The sequence below is a fragment of the Methylobacterium sp. Leaf118 genome, assembly GCF_920984675.1.
GTDB lineage: Bacteria > Pseudomonadota > Alphaproteobacteria > Rhizobiales > Beijerinckiaceae > Methylobacterium.
This window is the reverse complement of sequence record NZ_CAKLBV010000002.1, coordinates 106,069-121,172: the sequence shown is the minus strand read 5'-3', so window position 1 is coordinate 121,172 and position 15,104 is coordinate 106,069. Positions and strand designations below refer to the sequence as shown.

The following is a 15,104-nucleotide window of genomic DNA, read 5'->3' as shown; positions in this document are numbered from 1 at the left end:
AAGGTTACCGGGCGGTTAATTTTATCGCTTCGCCCGGCAAAATTTGCCGGCTCGGGCATTTTCTTCCGCCCCCCGGACCCATCGGACCCGTGCGGCGACGCCGAGGGTGCGCCGGCCCGTGCCTTCGGGATCCTGCGATCCCGGGATCGGACCGAGGGCGCCGGGGTTGCTTCGCCGGGCTCAGATCAGCCCGCGCTGCGCCTTCGCCTTGAGGCGGCGGTCCTGGAAGGTCACCGTCACCGAGCCGGGCCGGCTCGGCGGCGACCAGACATGGACCTCGAAGGTGCCGATCCCCTCGATCACCGAGGCGCTGTCGAGACGCCCGCGGCAGCCGAAGACCGCCTCGACCTCCATCGGCGTCATGCCCGAGCGGAGGCGCTCGAACCGCTCCCGGGTGACCGCGCAGGGCTGCGGGTCCGGGGCTTGGGCGCGCGGCGGGGCGCGGCGGAACGCCGGGCCGGCCTCGGGTGCCGCCTCCGGCGAGAAGGCGACGTGGATCGCCGTGCGCCGCGCCGCCACGGGAGCCTCTTCCGGCTCGGGGGCCGGCGCCGGCGGGGCCTCGGCCGACACCCGCGGGAACGGCGGGAGCGGCGTGCGCCGTCCGTCCTCCCCGGCCTTGCCCGCGGGCGGCGGGGCGCGGGAAAGATCCACCGGCACGAAGGCCGGCCCCAGGCGCCGACGGTGCGGTCCGGCGGCGTCCCGTTCGCCCCCGGCCCCGGGCAGCGCATCGGCCCGCAGGCCGGGACGGGCGGAGGGCTCAGGGATGGCGGAGGGCGGGCTGCTCAGGACGATGACCCGGCGCATCGCCCGGGCGAGAGGCTCCGTCCGCTCGGCGAGACGGCGCTCGCCCTCCTCGGCGGATTGGCCCGGACGGGCCCGCAGCGCCTCGCAGGCCCGGATCACCGCGACGAGGTCGCGGATGTCCTCGCCGCCCCATTCCGCGGCGGCCTTGCCGAACAGGAGCAACCCGCCCGGGTCGCCGTCGCCGCGCCCGCGCTCGAACGCGACGAGTTCCCGCTCCACCAGGGCGCGGCTGCCCGCGCAACCGCCGTGATCCGCGATGTAGCCGGTCAGTCGCGTACGGAAGGCGTCGTCCGCCGCGGCCGGGACGGACGCGAGGGCGAGCAGGATCGTCAGGACGGGCACGCGCATGGGACGACGCCTCCAGGGCTCCGATCCATGATCGAGCCCGCCTTCCCGTGAAGCGACGGTTCGGCCGATGCCGACAATGCGATCGATCGGTGCGGAAAGGCCGGGACTGTCCCGTTTGACGCTCGTCCGCCCCCCCCGGATCGGGCCGACCCCCGGTTCGGGACGGCACCCTCGCCGGGTTCCGCGGGACGCCGATCGGCGCCCCGCCGACCGCTCTGCCGCGTCAGCTTTGCCGCGTCAGCTTTGCCGCGCCAGCGCCGCCGCGATCCGGGCCGCCCCCGGACCCGTGCCGGCGGGGACGGCGTGACGGCGGCCGAGGGCGATGGCGCCCCGGTGGCTCGCATGGGTGATCGCGATCGCGAGCGCGTCCGCCGCGTCGGCGACCTTGAACTCGGCCTTCGGCAGCAGGAACCGCACCATCGCCTGGATCTGGACCTTCTCCGCGTGGCCGGAGCCCGCCACCGTCTTCTTGATGAGGTTGGCCGCGTATTCCGCCACCGGCAGCCCGGCCAGAGCCGGCACCAGCAGCGCGACCGCGCGGGCATGGCCGAGCTTGAGCGTCGCCTGCGCGTCTTTGTTGACGAAGGTCTCCTCCACCGCGACCTCGTCGGGGGTATGCGCCGCGACGACGCGGGTCAGGCCCTCGTGCAATTCGCGCAGGCGCAGCGCCAGCGGCAGGTCGCCGTCGGAGGTGACGACGCCGCAGGCGCCGTAGGACAGCTTGGTCCCCCGCGCGACGATGAGGCCCCAGCCCATGCGGCGCAGGCCGGGGTCGATGCCGAGGATGCGGACGTCGTCGGTCATCGGTCGCCTCCGGTCACGCGCCGCCGCGGCGCGTCACCATCTCGCGCACATATCGTGAACGAAGGGTTCCGGCAAACCGCTCCGCCCGGCGCGGCGATCAGTCGATGGCCTTGAACTCGCCTTCCAGCCGGAGCGCCACCTCGTCGCCGAGCAGCGGCAGGAAGGCGTTCACGCCGAATTCCGAGCGCTTGATCACCGCCCAGCCGTCGAAGCCCACGGAATAGGCCTTGTCGACCGGGTTGACGCCGGCCTGGTTGAAGGTGGCGTCGAAGGCGACGGGCTTGGCCACGCCCCGCAGGGTCAGGGTGCCGGTGACCCGGGCGGTGGTCGGGCTCGTCGGCTCGATCGCGGTGCTGACGAAGGTCGCCTCGGGATGGGCCGCGACGTCCAGGAAGTCCGGCGTCTTGAGATGGGCGTTGAGCTTGTCGTTGAGGGCGTTGGCGCTGCCGGTCCCGATCTTCACCGAGACGCTGCTGCGGGCCGGCTCCTTCGGGTCGAGGGTCAGTTCGCCCGCCACCTCGGTGAACTGCCCGTAATAGGTCGAGAAGCCGAGATGGCTGATCGACCACGTGATCTTTCCGTGGGCCGGATCGAGCCGGTAGCGCCCGGCCTTCACCTGTCCCGGATCCTTGGTCAGGCCGGGGGGCGCGTCCTGCGCGCGGGCCGGTTCCGGCGCCGATGCGGCGGCTCCGACCAGGAGGAGGAGGGCGGCGAGGGCGAGGATGCGCTTCATGCGGTGACCTTGTGGCTTGGGCCCGCGTGACGGATATGGTCCCGGGCGCGGCGCGGCAACGGACCCGAGATGATCGGCAAACTCAAGGGGCTGGTGGATTCCTACGGAGAGGATTTCGTCATCCTCGACGTGAACGGGGTCGGCTACGTGGTGCATTGCTCGGCCCGCACCCTGCAGCGGCTGCCCCCGCCCGGCGAGGCGACGGACCTCGCCATCGAGACCCATGTCCGGGAGGACATGATCCGCCTCTACGGCTTCCGCTCCGATGCCGAGCGGGAATGGTTCCGCCTGCTCCAGACCGTGCAGGGGGTCGGCACCCGCGTCGCCCTCGGCCTGCTCTCGGTGCTGGAGCCCGCGGCCCTGGCCACGGCCATCGCCACCGGGGACAAGGGCGCCGTCGCCCGCGCCCCCGGCGTCGGCCCGCGGCTCGCCGCCCGGCTGGTGGCCGAACTCAAGGACAAGGCGCCGGCCTTCTCCCCGATCGACCCGGCACTCGTGGCGCTGACCGGGGCGGTGGAGGACCGCACCGCCCCCCAGCCGGTCGCCGACGCGATCTCGGCCCTCGTGAATCTGGGTTATCCCCAGGTTCAGGCCTCCGCCGCCATCGCCGCCGCGCTCAAGGGCGCGGCCGAGGGCGCCGAGGCCAAGACGCTGATCCGGCTCGGCCTGAAGGAACTCGCCCGATAGCCGGCCGCCGCCGCGGGAGGGCCTGACATCCCCCGCGACGGGCGGCGGGCGGCAACAGCCGCCGCGTGTCCCGCGCCGCCGGGCGGTCGAACCGGATCCGCGCCGGGGCGCCGACGCTCGCGCGAGGCCGGCCAAGGGCTTAGCGTTTGCTTGGCGTTGGCTTGGCGTTGGCGCGGCCGGTGGGCGCCGGCTCAGAACCCGTCGTCGAAGGGCGGTGGCTGCAACTTCTGCCACGCGGCGGCGATTTTTTCCGGCTTCACGTCGAGGGCCTGCGCGCAGGCGATCAGCCGCAGCTCGTCGCCCATGACATGGTCGAGAACGGCGGTCAGGAAGCCCGGATCCCGGGCGCTCGCGCGCAGCGTCGCGGGGTCGAGTCCGCTCTCGATGACGAAGCGGGCGAGACGCTCGTCGTCGCCCACGAGCCATCCCAGCACTTCGACGGCGAGACGCTCGCCGCCGACATCCCTATGATCAAGTTTGCGTTTCATCAACGAGTGGCAGTTTAAGAGAGTTCGAGGGCCGGGCCACGGGGTGGAACGTCGTCGCGACCGCGCCGGAGCAGGTCATGAAGAAAACCGTTCTTATCGTTGAAGACAACGAGCTGAACATGAAGCTCTTCAACGACCTTTTGGAGGCGCATGGCTACGCCACGCTGAAGACCGCCAACGGAATCGAGGCGATCGAGCTGGCGCGGGCCCACCGCCCCGACCTGATCCTCATGGACATCCAGCTGCCCGAGGTGTCGGGCCTGGAGGTGACCAAGTGGCTCAAGGACGACGACGACCTGCGCGACATCCCCGTCATCGCGATCACCGCTTTCGCGATGAAGGGAGACGAGGAACGCATACGGGAAGGCGGCTGCGAAGCCTATCTCTCGAAGCCGATCTCGGTTGCGAAGTTTTTGGCAACGGTCCGCCGCTACATTGGCGACGACGGCGCTGCCTGATTGTCCCAGGGTGCCCGGGCGGCCGGCCAGCCGCGCAGCGGAGGAACCATGTCGGCCCGCGTCCTGATCGTCGATGATCTCTACCCCAACGTCCGTCTGCTCGAGACGAAGCTGTCGCTCGAGTATTTCGACGTGGTGGTCGCCATGAACGGGCCGGATGCCCTCGCCATCTGCGAGCGGGGCGCCTGCGACGTCGTCCTGCTCGACGTGATGATGCCGGGCATGGACGGGTTCGAGGTCTGCCGCCGGCTCAAATCCAATCCCGACACTGCCCATCTCCCGGTGGTGATCGTGACCGCCCTCGACCAGCCCGCCGACCGCCTGCGCGGTCTCGAGGCGGGCGCGGACGACTTCCTGACCAAGCCGATCGACGACACCGCGCTGATGACGCGGGTGCGCAGCCTCGTGCGCCTCAAGGCGGTCACCGACGAGCTGCGCAACCGGGCGCTCGCCACCCGCGAGATCGGCGGGGCCGACCCGCTGGCGCTCGCCGCCGCCGATACTGGCGAGAACGCCAAGATCCTCCTCGTCGAGGACCGGCCGGGCGCCGCCGACCGGATCGGCACGGCGCTGGCACAGCATCACCAGGTCACCGTGGAATCCGATCCCCATCGGGCGCTGGTGCTGGCGCCGGAGGGCGGCTTCGAGCTGGCTTTGGTGAGCCTCGACCTCGAGGGTTTCGACGGCCTGCGCCTGTGCAGCCAGCTCCGCTCGCTGGACCGGACGCGGACCATGTCGCTCATCATGATCGGCGAGATGGACGAGAAGTCCCGCATCACCCGCGGGCTCGATTTCGGCGTGAACGACTACCTGTTGCGGCCGGTCGACCGCAACGAGCTGATCGCCCGGGTGCGCACGCAGGTGCGCCGCCGCCGCTTCTCCGAGACGCTGCGGAGCGCGCTCCAGGCCTCGATGGAACTCGCCATCACCGACGACCTCACGGGCCTGCACAACCGGCGCTATCTCGACCGGCATATCGGCCCGGTCTTCGGCGACGCGATGCTGCACCAGAAGGGCCTCGCCTGCCTGCTGCTCGACATCGACCGCTTCAAACTGATCAACGACACCTGGGGCCACGAGGCCGGGGACGAGGTGCTGCGGGCGTTCGCCGAGCGCATCCGCCAGCAGGTGCGGCCGATGGACATCCTGGCCCGCTACGGTGGCGAGGAGGTCGTGATGGTGGTGCCCGGCGCCGAGTTGCCCGAGGCGCGGGCCATCGCCGAGCGCATCCGCGAGCGCGTCGAGGCCGCGCCATTCACGGTGCAGCGCGGCACCCGTGACATCCCGGTGACCGTCTCGATCGGCGTTGCCGTGCGCCGCCCGACCGACGCGACCCCCGCCGACATGCTCAAGCGCGCCGACGCGGCGCTCTATCAGGCGAAATCCGCGGGCCGGAACCGGGTCGAAGCGGCGGCGGCCTGACCGCCAACGCGATCGGCCCGCCCCCCGCCTCGGGCCGGTCACGGGCGGGGACAGCCCGCGATCCGCTCAATCGGGATGGCGCCCCTCCCCCACGGCGCCAGGCGCCGACAGGCCGAGGAGCTGCGCGATCGCATCGCCGTCGGGCCCGCCCAGGAGGTCGGCCAGGGTGTAGCGGTCGAGCACGCCGAGGAAGGCCGCGAGCGCCTCGCCCAGCACGCGCCGCAGGCGACAGGACGGCGTGATCGCGCAGGCGCCCCCGGAAAAGCATTCGACCAGGGCGAGGTCGTCCTCCGTCGCCCGCACCACGGCGCCGACCACGATCTCTTCGGGCGGGCGCCCGAGGCGCAGGCCGCCGCCCCGGCCCCGGATCGTGTGCACGAGCCCGATCCGGCCGAGCTGGTGGACCACCTTCGTCAGATGGCTCTCGGAGATGCCGTAGGCGCGCGCGATCGCAGGGATCGAGCTCTGCCGGGGCTCGTGCAGGGCGACGTAGATCAGGGTGCGCAGGGCGTAATCGGTGTAGCGGGTGAGGCGCATGGCGGTTCCGGACAGCCTTTAAGATACATTTCGATTGCATGTTTTCAACGGCCGCGCTAAAAGGTTCATACCAAATGAACCTTTGGATCTGCGATGCCCGAGCCTCTGTCCCCCCAGACCGTTTCCCTCATCAAGGCGACCGTTCCGGCCCTGGAGGCCCACGGTCTCACCATCACGCGCCGCATGTACGACCGCCTGTTCCAGAATGCGGAGATGCGCGACCTCTTCAACCAGTCCCATCACGGCGAGACGGGCGCGCAGCCCAAGGCTCTCGCCATGGCCGTCCTGGCCTATGCCCGCAACATCGACAATCTCGGCGTGCTGGCGGGCGCGGTGGAGCGCATCGCCCAGAAGCACGTCGCCCTCAACATCCTGCCCGAGCATTATCCGCACGTGGCCGAGGCGCTCCTGGCCGCGATCGGGGATGTCCTGGGCGAGGCGGCGACCCCGGAGATCCGCGCCGCCTGGGGTGAGGCCTACTGGTTCCTGGCCGAGATCCTGATCGGACGCGAGGCGACGATCTACCGGACGCTCGCGGCCCAGCCGGGCGGCTGGAACGGCTGGCGCGACTTCGTGGTGGAGAGCGTCACGCAGGAGAGCGAGACGATCCGCTCCCTCGTTCTGGTCCCGGCCGATGGTGGGCCGGTGCTGCGCCACGAGCCCGGCCAGTATCTGGGCTTCCTGTTCGACCTGCCGGGGCACGGCGTGCTGAAGCGGAACTACTCGATCTCCAGCGCCCCCGGGGATCGCGCCTACCGCATCACCGTGAAGCGCGAGACCGCGCCGGGACGGCCCGCCGGCCTCGCCTCGACCTGGCTCCACGATGCGGCCGGCCCCGGCACGGTGCTGAAGGTCGCCGCCCCGGCGGGCGAGTTCTTCCTCGACCGGCAGGGCACGGCGCCGGTGGTCCTCGTCAGCGGCGGCGTCGGGCTCACGCCGATGGTCAGCATGCTGGAGACGATCGTGCGGGACACGCCCGACCGGCCGACCTGGTACGTCCACGGCGCCCTGAACGGCCGGGTCCACGCCCTGCGCGAGCATGTGCGCGGCCTGATCGCCAGCGGGAAGGCCCAGCAGCGGCACACGGCCTATGCCGCCCCCGAGGCCGCGGACCGGCTGGGCAAGGACTACGACGCGGCCGGGCTCATCACCGCCGACTGGCTGGTGGCCCACACCCCGCACGCGCACGCGACCTATTACCTCTGCGGACCCAAGCCCTTCCTGGCCGCCCTGGTGAGCGGCCTCCTGCGGCTCGGAATTCCGGCCGAGCGCGTGCGCTTCGAGTTCTTCGGCCCCGCCGACGATCTGTTCGAGGCACCGCGCCAGGCGGCTTGACCAAGCCGCCTGACCAAGTCGCCTAACGGGGCCCGGAGCCTCAGCCTCGCGTCATCCCGCGCCCGGGTCGGCCTCGTCGCCCTGACCCGGGGGCACGCCGGGCTGGCCGTCGGTCTTCTCGTTCGGGTCCTTCACCGCGTCCGGGGCGCTGTTGGCGGGTTCCCGGTCCTCGCGCTTCGGATTCTGCGGCTTCTCGTTCTGGCCGTCCCTCGGGTCGTCCATGATCCCCCTCCCCTGAAAACCGCAGGTCCGCCTCGGGTCACCGTCAGGACGACTTGGCCCGGTCGGGCTCGCCCGCGACCGGTTTGCCGGCCTTGGGCCCCGCCGCGGCCTTGCGATCGGAATGGCCGCCGGAGGAGCCGCCGATCGCGGGGGGCGTCCGACCGGTCTCGCCGGTGTCGGGCCACTCGCCTTCGCGCTCGGCATCGGAGCGTCCGCCCGACCCTTGCGCGGTGATCGCGGCCTGTTCGGGCGTCTGGTGGCCCCCGCCCGCAGGCGCCGGCCCCCGGGAGCCCACCGCCTCGTCGGGCTTGCGGGTGCCGACGTTGCGCAGATCTTCGTCGGGGCGGTTCTCATTCCCCATGACGCGGGGCCTCCTCGCTGCCGACGGCGGCGGTCGCCCGCTCGATCGCTTCTTTCGCGGCTTCGTCCGGTTCGGGGCTGCCGGTGGAGGGATCGGAGATGCGCCGGAGGTTTTCCGCGGGCGTCTCGGCCGCGGTCTGGTCGGTCGCGTCCTGGCCTGGCAGGCCGGAGGCGATGCGGGCGGCCTCCGCCTCGCCATCGGGATTGCTCCTCAGCTCGGCCTGGGTTCGCGCCGGACGGCCGACATCGAGGGGCGAGCCGCCGCCGAGATCCTGGCCGTTGCGGTCCGCGGTGGCGTCGAATTCCTTCAGCGAGGGCCGGGTGCGCTCGGTCTCGGTCATGCGGAAATCTCCTCGGGTCTCGACCGGGACAACCGCCCGGGACCAGAGGGGTTGCGGCGCGCGCCCTGCGACAGGCCCGCACCGCGGTCGACGAACGCGTGACACCCGGCCACCCGGTCGGGCGACCTCGCTCGGGTTCTGCCGCGCTGCCACGCGACGAGCCGGCAGCCGGCACGCACGAACTCCGGACCGGGAGGAGTGACGGCTCTCGGACCGGCGCTCGAAACAGTGCCGTCACGGGACGGGAACCGGGAGCCTCGTCTCGGCCCGCCTCCGGGACGCTTGCTAGCCGATGCCTTCGAACAGCACCGAGGAGATGTAGCGTTCGGCAAACGAGCAGGCGACGGTGACGATGCGCTTGCCCTGGAATTCCGGCCGGCCGGCCAGTTCCAGCGCGGCGGCGACGTTGCCGCCAGTCGAGATGCCGCCGGGAATCCCCTCGAGCCGGGCGAGCTCGCGGGCGGTGTCGATCGCCTGCTGGTTCGTCACCTGGAGCACGCCGTCGAGCACGTCGGTGTGCAGGTTCTCGGGGATGAAGCCCGCGCCGATGCCCTGGATCTTGTGGGGGCCGGGCTGGCCGCCGGAGATGACGGGGGAATCCACCGGCTCGACGGCGAACACCTTGAGGTTCGGGAGCCGCGGCTTGAGCACTTCGCCGACGCCGGTCACGGTGCCGCCGGTGCCGACGCCGGCCACGAAGGCGTCGAGCGTGCCGTCGGTGTCGTTCCAGATCTCCTCGGCGGTCGTCTTGCGGTGGATCTCGGGGTTGGCCGGGTTGGCGAATTGCTGCGGCATCACCGCGCCGTCGATCTCGGCCAACAGTTCCTCGGCGCGACTGATCGCGCCCTTCATGCCCTTCGGGCCGGGGGTCAGCTCCAGCTGCGCGCCGAGGAAGGCGAGCATCTTGCGCCGCTCCAGCGACATCGTCTCGGGCATCACGAGGATCAGGCGGTAGCCGCGGGCGGCGGCGACAAAAGCCAGCGCGATGCCGGTATTGCCCGAGGTCGGCTCGACCAGCGTGCCGCCGGGCTTGAGCCGGCCGGAGGCCTCCAGGGCGTCGATCATGTTGACGCCGATGCGGTCCTTCACGGACGCGATCGGGTTGAAGAACTCGAGCTTGAGCAGGATCTCGGCATCGACGCCGCGCGCCTTGGTGAGCCGGTTGAGGCGCACCAGCGGCGTGTTGCCGATGGTCTCGGTGATCGAGCCGTACACGCGGCCGTGGCCGGGCTTGCGGGCGGCGCCCGGATTCGCGGTGTCTGTCATGGCTGTCCTTCCCTGCGGCGCTTCGGCGGCGAACCCACGCGCGGCGACGTCGAGGGGCCGGGCCTCAGGCCCTGCGGAGGCGCGCGGCCGCGCGCGCCGTCGGGCCGGGCCGGCCTCGGCCCCGGTGCCGAGGGCTCTAGCCGATTTCCCAACGAGCGTCGAGGTTTACGAGGGCTTTACAGGAAATATCCGCGGCTGAGCTTGGGCGGAGAATTTTCTTCCCCTCCCGGCACTTGCGACGACAGTATTGTAATCCGAAAGCCCGAAACGACGGAAGACCGACCTTTGCGCGCCGCGATCAGGCGCCCAGCAGGGCCGCGGCGAGGACGATCAGGGCAAGGCCGGCGCTGGTGGTCCAGGCGGCGAGCAGGGCGGCGCCTTCGTGATGGGCGCGGATGAAGGCCATGCGCGGCACGGCGAGGGCGCGGGGCCCGACACGGGGCACCACCCGCGGCACGACCCGGGGAACGACGTGTTGGTGAACCCGGCCGATCCGCATTCCGTCCTCCGCGGGAGCGCGGCCGCGCGGGGGGCGCGGCCGGTGCGGGATCAGGAAACGGCCGGGATGGCTGACGAGGAATGAATCCGCGGCAGCGACCGCGAATCGTCGTCAATGGCGCGTAAAGACCGGCCTCAGAGGGCGCGGTCGAAGCGCAGTTCCCCGTTCTGGGTGCGGATCACGAGCTGGGAATCGACCAGATCCCACTGCCCGGCGGTGCGCAGCGCGACCAGGAAGGCCTGCTCGAGGGCGGCCAGCGACTTGTCGCAGCTCTTCTTGGTGATCGCGAGCGGGCCGACCGCGAGATGCTGCTCGCGCAGCGGGAAGGCGGTGGCCGTGAAGGTGTTGCAGCCGCCGTAGCCGCGGGCCCGGTACTGGGCGTCGATGATGAAGCTCGGACGCTCCGCCCCGGTGAACGGCTTGCCGTTCAGGCTCACCGCCGTCCAGGTCGCCCCGAGGGGGAAGATCTTCTCCTGGGCCTTGGCCCCGGGAATGTATTGCGGCTTCTTCTCCGGCGTGCGCCCACCCTGGCCGAACCCGGTGATGTTGTTGGTCGATTGCGCCAGCGCCGGTGCGGCGGCCAGCGTCATCGTGGCGACCGCGCCGGCCAGCGCGGCGGTCAGCTTCCCGTTCATTCCTCAGGCCCCCTCTCTCGCTCGGCGGCTCGCCCCATGTCGCGCCCCCGGCCCCGGCGCGCCCCTCCGTGAGGTTCGCGCGCACCGAGCCGAATCGTTCATCCGGCCGCGACCGAGAGGGGAAATCGGCGGCGATTCAAGCACAATTATGGTCGAGGCCCCTCCGGCCGGGCTCGTGCACAGCCGCCTTCCGGCCGCGACGCTTTCCCGGAGGGGCCGCAGAAACGATTGTCCCCCCTCGTCGGTTGGTCCCGGGCGGGCGGATGCGCGCGCCCGGATCCATGCGGAGGAGAGCGGTTTGACAGGATCGGACGAAGCGGGGGCGAGCGGCTCCGCGGTCAACACGATGTCCCCGAAGCAATCCCGGGCCGCCCGCGCCCTTCTGGGCTGGCAAGCGGCCGATCTCGCCCGGGAATCCGGGCTCGACGCGGGCTTCGTCGAGCGGTTCGAGGCCGGCACCGGCGATCCCGCCTCGGGTCAGGTCGAGGCCCTGCGCAGCGCCCTGATGCGGGCCGGCCTCGTCTTCACCGAGGGCGACGGCGTGCGCCTGTCCGGCCGGCAGCAGGGCGGCGACGAGGGCACCCGGCTCGGCGACCTGACGACCGAGAACGACCGCTGACGCCGAGCGGGCCGATCAGCCGGTCGCCAGCGCCTTCAGGTCGAAGCCCGGATCGGCGGCCTGCTCCGGCGTCAGGGGACGGCTCGCGGCGATGAGGCGGCGGGCCGCCATGTGGTCGGCCGGGCGGTCGACCGATTCGACCGCGCTCAGGCGCCCGTTCCGGAAGCGGAACACCGAGAAGCCCGGACCGGTGCGCCGCACGACGCTGGCATCGCCGGGCCCGGCCAGGCCGGCGATCTGGAGCTTGTGCGGGCCCTGGTCGCTCCAGAACCACGGCACCGCGTCATAGGCCGCGGGCCGGCCCGTCAGCCGGGCCGCGAGGCAGCGGCCCTGATCGACGGCGTTCTGCACCGATTCGATCCGCACCCGGTCGCCCCCCGGGAGGCCGTGGGCGAAGCGGGTCGGGAAGCGCACGCAATCGCCGATGGCCGAGATCGCCGGATCGGACGTGGCCAGGAACGCGTCGACCGCGATGCCGTCGCGGACCGCGAGGCCCGCGGCCTCGGCCAGTTCGTGGTTCGGCACCACGCCGATGCCGACGAGGACGAGGTCGGCCGGCAGGCTCGTGCCATCGGCCAGGGTGACCGCGGCGACCCGCCCCTCCGGCCCCTCGATCGCGCTCACCCCGGCTCCGAACAGGAGCGTCACGCCGGCCTCCGCATGGATGGCGCGGAAGGCCTCCGAGGTCTCCGGCGAGACCGCCCGGGCCATGACGCGGCCGGCCGCCTCGATCACCGTGACGGAGAGGCCGCGACCGGCGCAGACGGCGGCGAATTCGAGCCCGATGAAGCCCGCCCCGACCACGACGATCCGCCGCGCGTCCTCGATCGCCGCCTTCAGCCGGTCGGCATCCTCGAGGGAGCGGAGCTGATGCACGCCGGCGCGATCGGCGCCGGGCACCGGCAGGGCGCGGTTGCGGGTGCCGGTGGCGAGCAGGAGGTGGTCGTAGGCGATCCCCTCGCCCTCCGACACCGCGACGCGGCCGGCCGCCCGGTCGATCGCCACGGCGCTGACGCCCCGGCGATGGGCGATGCGGTGTTCGGCAAAGAAGCTCTCCGGCCGCAGCAGCAGCCCGCGGGCATCCGTCTTGCCGGCGAGATAGGCCTTCGACAGCGGCGGGCGCTGATAGGGCAACGCCGCCTCGTCGCCGATCAGGGTGATCGGGGCGGAATATCCCGCCTCCCGCAGCGAGGCGGCGGCCTGGAAGCCGGCTTGGCCCGCGCCGATCACGACGAGTCCGCTCATTCCCCGGCCTCCGCGGCCATCTCGCTGTCCATGCCGGCCAGCGCCTCGGCCGGCAGGGCCGGCAGGAACTGGCGTCCCTCGCGGGAGAGGTAGTCCCAGAACGCGTCCGCCGCGGGGCCGAGCACCTTGTCGGCCCGGCGCACCACGTACCAGTCGCGGCGGATCGGCAGGCCCTGCACGTCGAGCAGGGCGAGGCGCCCGCTGCTCACCTCCGCCGAGACCGTGTGGCCGGAGAGGAGCGCGATGCCGAGCCCCGCCATCACCGCCTGCTTGAGGGTCTCGTTGGAGCCGGAATCGATGCCGAGCTTGGCCCGCCGGATCATCACGCCGCTCATGAATTCCTCGAAGACCGAGCGCGTGCCCGAGCCCTCCTCGCGCACGAGGAAGGATTCCTCGGCCAGGTCCGCCCGGGTCAGGCCGCGGCGGCCGACGAAGGGGTGGTCGGGCGCGGCGATCAGGACGAGGGGGTGGGGGCCGAAGGTCTCCGCCTCGATGGCGAAGTCCCGCGGCGGCCGGCCCATGATCGCGAAATCGATGTCGTAGTTGCGGAGGTTCTCGATCGTGTCCTGGCGGTTGCCGACCGAGAGGGCGATCTCGACCTTCGGATGGCTGTCCATGAAGCCCGCGATCACGGCGGGGGCGAAATACTTCGCCGTCGAGACCACGCCGAGGGTGACCCGGCCGCCGCCGCCGCCCTTCAGGGTGCGCAGGCGGTCGGTGCAGGTCTCCAGCACCGTGTTGATGCTGTTGATCGCCCACAGCATCTCCCGGCCGGCATCGGTCGGCTTGAGGCCGGTGGGAGTGCGGTCGAACAGGAGGAGGCCCGCCTCCTCCTCGAGTTGGCGGATCCGCGCGTAGAGCGCCGCGGAGGTCACGTTGAGTTCCTGCGCGGCCCGCGTCATGGTGCCGAGCCGCGCCACCGCGGCGACCGCCTGGAGCTGCTTGAGCGAGAGATTGCGCATGGTTCGCTTTTAGTTTTTTTGCGCGGCTCGACAAGTTTTTTCAAAATCCTTCCCCGGGTTACGCTCGACCGTCTGGCGCAGCCGGTGTGGGGCAGCGTATCATCGGGGTCGGACGGCCTGGCGGCCCGGGCCGGGCGCTTCGCGTCGAGGAGCCGCTTCAGGGCCGCGGGAGCCGGCGCAAGGGGCGGCGGCCACGGGAGCGAGCGTTCAAGACGATGACGAAGCTGACCGGGTCTTCCCTCGACGAGCATCTCGATACCGAGGTCGCGCGCGACGCGGGCCTCGCGGACACCGCCGCGACGATCCGGGCGCTGGCCGCCGCCGCGATCGACGTGAGCGAGACCGTGGGCCGCGGGGCGCTCGCCGGGGATCTTGGTGCGCAGGGCGAGCACAACAGCGACGGCGACGTGCAGAAGGCGCTCGACGTGATCGCCCACAAGCGCTTCATGCAGGCACTGGCCGAGGCCCCCGTGGCCGAGGTCGCCTCGGAAGAGGCCGACGACGTGGTGGTCCTGAACCTCGACGCGCCGCTCGCGGTCGCGATCGACCCCCTCGACGGCTCCTCGAACATCGGCGTCGGCATGGTGGTCGGCACCATCTTCGGCATCCGGCCGAAGGTCGCGGGCGGGGAGGATCCCAACGCCTCGTTCAAGACGCCGGGCACCACCCAGACCGCCGCCGGCTTCGTGGTCTACGGGCCAGCCACCACCTTCGTGGTCACCCTCGGCAACGGCACCCGCATCTTCACCCTCGACCGGGCCGAAGGCGTGTTCCGCCTCACCCACGACGCCCTCACGGTGGTGCCCTCGGCCAACGAATACGCGATCAACGCCTCGAACGCCCGCCATTGGGAGGCGCCGATCAAGGCTTTCATCGAGGATTGCCAGCGGGGCTCGGAAGGCCCGCGCGACCGCGATTTCAACATGCGCTGGACCGCGGCACTGGTGGCCGACGCGCAGCGCGTCCTGATCCGCGGCGGGGTGTTCCTGTACCCGGGCGACAACCGCAAGGGCTACGCGCAGGGGCGCCTGCGGCTCCTCTACGAGACCGCGCCGATGGCCTTCCTGATGGAGCAGGCGGGCGGAGCCGCCACCGACGGGCAGGGCCGCATCCTCGAGCTCGTGGCGAGCAAGATCCACGAGCGCTCGCCGCTGGTGTTCGGCTCGACCGAGGAGGTCGCCTGCGTCGCCAAGTACTATGACGGGCGCCATCCCGCCGCCGGCCGCTCGCCCCTGTTCGGCCAGCGCGGCCTGATGCGCAGTTGAGGATCGACCCCCATCCCGGCTCTCGGAGCCGGGATGGGAACCGACCGGTGTTGTCCCGCCGTCCCCTCCCGGAC

At 71.8% G+C, this 15,104-nt stretch carries 19 protein-coding genes; 6 read left to right on the top strand and 13 right to left on the bottom strand.

Annotation, left to right across the window (positions count from 1 at the left end):
* Positions 1 to 180 precede the first annotated feature (180 nt).
* The 3 genes from LW587_RS01710 to LW587_RS01700 all read right to left on the bottom strand — a co-directional run bounded on the left by LW587_RS01710 (position 181) and on the right by LW587_RS01700 (position 2,689).
* Complete coding sequence (locus LW587_RS01710) at positions 181 to 1,152, bottom strand: hypothetical protein (protein WP_232627880.1); 972 nt, start codon at positions 1,150 to 1,152, stop codon at positions 181 to 183.
* Between the two features lie 237 nt (positions 1,153 to 1,389).
* A complete protein-coding gene (ruvC, locus tag LW587_RS01705; RefSeq protein ID WP_232627879.1) occupies positions 1,390 to 1,956 on the bottom strand; it encodes a crossover junction endodeoxyribonuclease RuvC in 567 nt (188 codons plus the stop codon).
* Positions 1,957 to 2,053: 97 nt separating this feature from the next.
* The gene (locus LW587_RS01700) at positions 2,054 to 2,689 is read right to left on the bottom strand and encodes a YceI family protein (RefSeq protein ID WP_232627878.1); all 636 of its coding nucleotides are present in this window, start codon (positions 2,687 to 2,689) and stop codon (positions 2,054 to 2,056) included.
* A 69-nt stretch (positions 2,690 to 2,758) separates the two neighbouring features.
* On the opposite strand from LW587_RS01700, the gene ruvA reads away from it, so the two are divergent.
* On the top strand, positions 2,759 to 3,376 hold the full coding sequence (gene ruvA, locus LW587_RS01695; RefSeq protein ID WP_232627877.1) for a Holliday junction branch migration protein RuvA: 618 nt from the start codon (positions 2,759 to 2,761) through the stop codon (positions 3,374 to 3,376).
* 191 nt (positions 3,377 to 3,567) lie between these two features.
* Here ruvA and LW587_RS01690 read toward each other — a convergent pair whose 3' ends face one another.
* Positions 3,568 to 3,864, bottom strand: coding sequence for a DUF3572 domain-containing protein (locus LW587_RS01690; RefSeq protein WP_232627876.1), 297 nt, complete (start codon positions 3,862 to 3,864; stop codon positions 3,568 to 3,570).
* 77 nt (positions 3,865 to 3,941) lie between these two features.
* Between LW587_RS01690 and LW587_RS01685 the strand changes: the two genes are divergently transcribed.
* Together LW587_RS01685 and LW587_RS01680 are read left to right on the top strand one after the other, a co-directional pair.
* Positions 3,942 to 4,322: a response regulator gene (locus tag LW587_RS01685; RefSeq protein ID WP_232627875.1), complete on the top strand. Its 381-nt coding sequence runs from the start codon at positions 3,942 to 3,944 to the stop codon at positions 4,320 to 4,322.
* Between the two features lie 48 nt (positions 4,323 to 4,370).
* Positions 4,371 to 5,744, top strand: a complete 1,374-nt coding sequence (locus LW587_RS01680; RefSeq protein WP_232627874.1) for a PleD family two-component system response regulator — start codon at positions 4,371 to 4,373, stop codon at positions 5,742 to 5,744.
* Between the two features lie 66 nt (positions 5,745 to 5,810).
* Here LW587_RS01680 and LW587_RS01675 read toward each other — a convergent pair whose 3' ends face one another.
* Positions 5,811 to 6,281 carry an Rrf2 family transcriptional regulator gene (locus tag LW587_RS01675; protein ID WP_232627873.1) on the bottom strand — a complete coding sequence of 157 codons (471 nt, stop codon included), beginning with the start codon at positions 6,279 to 6,281 and terminating at the stop codon, positions 5,811 to 5,813.
* Between the two features lie 93 nt (positions 6,282 to 6,374).
* On the opposite strand from LW587_RS01675, the gene hmpA reads away from it, so the two are divergent.
* Positions 6,375 to 7,616 carry an NO-inducible flavohemoprotein gene (gene hmpA, locus LW587_RS01670; RefSeq protein ID WP_232627872.1) on the top strand — a complete coding sequence of 414 codons (1,242 nt, stop codon included), beginning with the start codon at positions 6,375 to 6,377 and terminating at the stop codon, positions 7,614 to 7,616.
* A 51-nt stretch (positions 7,617 to 7,667) separates the two neighbouring features.
* Here hmpA and LW587_RS01665 read toward each other — a convergent pair whose 3' ends face one another.
* The 6 genes from LW587_RS01665 to LW587_RS01640 form a co-directional block, all read right to left on the bottom strand.
* On the bottom strand, positions 7,668 to 7,838 hold the full coding sequence (locus LW587_RS01665; RefSeq protein ID WP_232627871.1) for a hypothetical protein: 171 nt from the start codon (positions 7,836 to 7,838) through the stop codon (positions 7,668 to 7,670).
* Between the two features lie 43 nt (positions 7,839 to 7,881).
* Positions 7,882 to 8,199, bottom strand: a complete 318-nt coding sequence (locus LW587_RS01660; RefSeq protein WP_232627870.1) for a hypothetical protein — start codon at positions 8,197 to 8,199, stop codon at positions 7,882 to 7,884.
* A complete protein-coding gene (locus LW587_RS01655; protein WP_232627869.1) occupies positions 8,189 to 8,539 on the bottom strand; it encodes a hypothetical protein in 351 nt (116 codons plus the stop codon). The genes LW587_RS01660 and LW587_RS01655 overlap by 11 nt, the downstream gene beginning before the upstream one ends.
* A 285-nt stretch (positions 8,540 to 8,824) precedes the next feature.
* Positions 8,825 to 9,805: a cysteine synthase A gene (gene cysK, locus LW587_RS01650; protein WP_232627868.1), complete on the bottom strand. Its 981-nt coding sequence runs from the start codon at positions 9,803 to 9,805 to the stop codon at positions 8,825 to 8,827.
* A 298-nt stretch (positions 9,806 to 10,103) separates the two neighbouring features.
* A complete protein-coding gene (locus tag LW587_RS01645; protein ID WP_232627867.1) occupies positions 10,104 to 10,304 on the bottom strand; it encodes a hypothetical protein in 201 nt (66 codons plus the stop codon).
* A gap of 134 nt (positions 10,305 to 10,438) precedes the next feature.
* The gene (locus LW587_RS01640) at positions 10,439 to 10,939 is read right to left on the bottom strand and encodes an META domain-containing protein (protein ID WP_232627866.1); all 501 of its coding nucleotides are present in this window, start codon (positions 10,937 to 10,939) and stop codon (positions 10,439 to 10,441) included.
* Positions 10,940 to 11,285: 346 nt separating this feature from the next.
* On the opposite strand from LW587_RS01640, the gene LW587_RS01635 reads away from it, so the two are divergent.
* Positions 11,286 to 11,558 carry a helix-turn-helix domain-containing protein gene (locus LW587_RS01635; protein ID WP_232627865.1) on the top strand — a complete coding sequence of 91 codons (273 nt, stop codon included), beginning with the start codon at positions 11,286 to 11,288 and terminating at the stop codon, positions 11,556 to 11,558.
* Positions 11,559 to 11,573: 15 nt separating this feature from the next.
* Here LW587_RS01635 and LW587_RS01630 read toward each other — a convergent pair whose 3' ends face one another.
* Both LW587_RS01630 and LW587_RS01625 read right to left on the bottom strand, forming a co-directional pair.
* The gene (locus tag LW587_RS01630; RefSeq protein WP_232627864.1) at positions 11,574 to 12,803 is read right to left on the bottom strand and encodes an NAD(P)/FAD-dependent oxidoreductase; all 1,230 of its coding nucleotides are present in this window, start codon (positions 12,801 to 12,803) and stop codon (positions 11,574 to 11,576) included.
* Positions 12,800 to 13,765: a LysR family transcriptional regulator gene (locus LW587_RS01625; RefSeq protein WP_232627863.1), complete on the bottom strand. Its 966-nt coding sequence runs from the start codon at positions 13,763 to 13,765 to the stop codon at positions 12,800 to 12,802. The genes LW587_RS01630 and LW587_RS01625 overlap by 4 nt, the downstream gene beginning before the upstream one ends.
* Before the next feature lie 215 nt (positions 13,766 to 13,980).
* Here LW587_RS01625 and LW587_RS01620 point away from each other — a divergent pair, with 215 nt between their 5' ends.
* Positions 13,981 to 15,030, top strand: a complete 1,050-nt coding sequence (locus LW587_RS01620; RefSeq protein ID WP_232627862.1) for a class 1 fructose-bisphosphatase — start codon at positions 13,981 to 13,983, stop codon at positions 15,028 to 15,030.
* The last annotated feature ends 74 nt before the right edge of the window (positions 15,031 to 15,104 follow it).

Bases quoted from the DNA above. Each gene is read 5' to 3' on its own strand.
- LW587_RS01710 (WP_232627880.1), bottom strand. From the start codon at position 1,152: ATGCGCGTGCCCGTCCTGACGATCCTGCTCGCCCTCGCGTCCGTCCCG.
- ruvC (WP_232627879.1), bottom strand. From the start codon at position 1,956: ATGACCGACGACGTCCGCATCCTCGGCATCGACCCCGGCCTGCGCCGC.
- LW587_RS01700 (WP_232627878.1), bottom strand. From the start codon at position 2,689: ATGAAGCGCATCCTCGCCCTCGCCGCCCTCCTCCTCCTGGTCGGAGCC.
- ruvA (WP_232627877.1), top strand. From the start codon at position 2,759: ATGATCGGCAAACTCAAGGGGCTGGTGGATTCCTACGGAGAGGATTTC.
- LW587_RS01690 (WP_232627876.1), bottom strand. From the start codon at position 3,864: ATGAAACGCAAACTTGATCATAGGGATGTCGGCGGCGAGCGTCTCGCC.
- LW587_RS01685 (WP_232627875.1), top strand. From the start codon at position 3,942: ATGAAGAAAACCGTTCTTATCGTTGAAGACAACGAGCTGAACATGAAG.
- LW587_RS01680 (WP_232627874.1), top strand. From the start codon at position 4,371: ATGTCGGCCCGCGTCCTGATCGTCGATGATCTCTACCCCAACGTCCGT.
- LW587_RS01675 (WP_232627873.1), bottom strand. From the start codon at position 6,281: ATGCGCCTCACCCGCTACACCGATTACGCCCTGCGCACCCTGATCTAC.
- hmpA (WP_232627872.1), top strand. From the start codon at position 6,375: ATGCCCGAGCCTCTGTCCCCCCAGACCGTTTCCCTCATCAAGGCGACC.
- LW587_RS01665 (WP_232627871.1), bottom strand. From the start codon at position 7,838: ATGGACGACCCGAGGGACGGCCAGAACGAGAAGCCGCAGAATCCGAAG.
- LW587_RS01660 (WP_232627870.1), bottom strand. From the start codon at position 8,199: ATGGGGAATGAGAACCGCCCCGACGAAGATCTGCGCAACGTCGGCACC.
- LW587_RS01655 (WP_232627869.1), bottom strand. From the start codon at position 8,539: ATGACCGAGACCGAGCGCACCCGGCCCTCGCTGAAGGAATTCGACGCC.
- cysK (WP_232627868.1), bottom strand. From the start codon at position 9,805: ATGACAGACACCGCGAATCCGGGCGCCGCCCGCAAGCCCGGCCACGGC.
- LW587_RS01645 (WP_232627867.1), bottom strand. From the start codon at position 10,304: ATGCGGATCGGCCGGGTTCACCAACACGTCGTTCCCCGGGTCGTGCCG.
- LW587_RS01640 (WP_232627866.1), bottom strand. From the start codon at position 10,939: ATGAACGGGAAGCTGACCGCCGCGCTGGCCGGCGCGGTCGCCACGATG.
- LW587_RS01635 (WP_232627865.1), top strand. From the start codon at position 11,286: ATGTCCCCGAAGCAATCCCGGGCCGCCCGCGCCCTTCTGGGCTGGCAA.
- LW587_RS01630 (WP_232627864.1), bottom strand. From the start codon at position 12,803: ATGAGCGGACTCGTCGTGATCGGCGCGGGCCAAGCCGGCTTCCAGGCC.
- LW587_RS01625 (WP_232627863.1), bottom strand. From the start codon at position 13,765: ATGCGCAATCTCTCGCTCAAGCAGCTCCAGGCGGTCGCCGCGGTGGCG.
- LW587_RS01620 (WP_232627862.1), top strand. From the start codon at position 13,981: ATGACGAAGCTGACCGGGTCTTCCCTCGACGAGCATCTCGATACCGAG.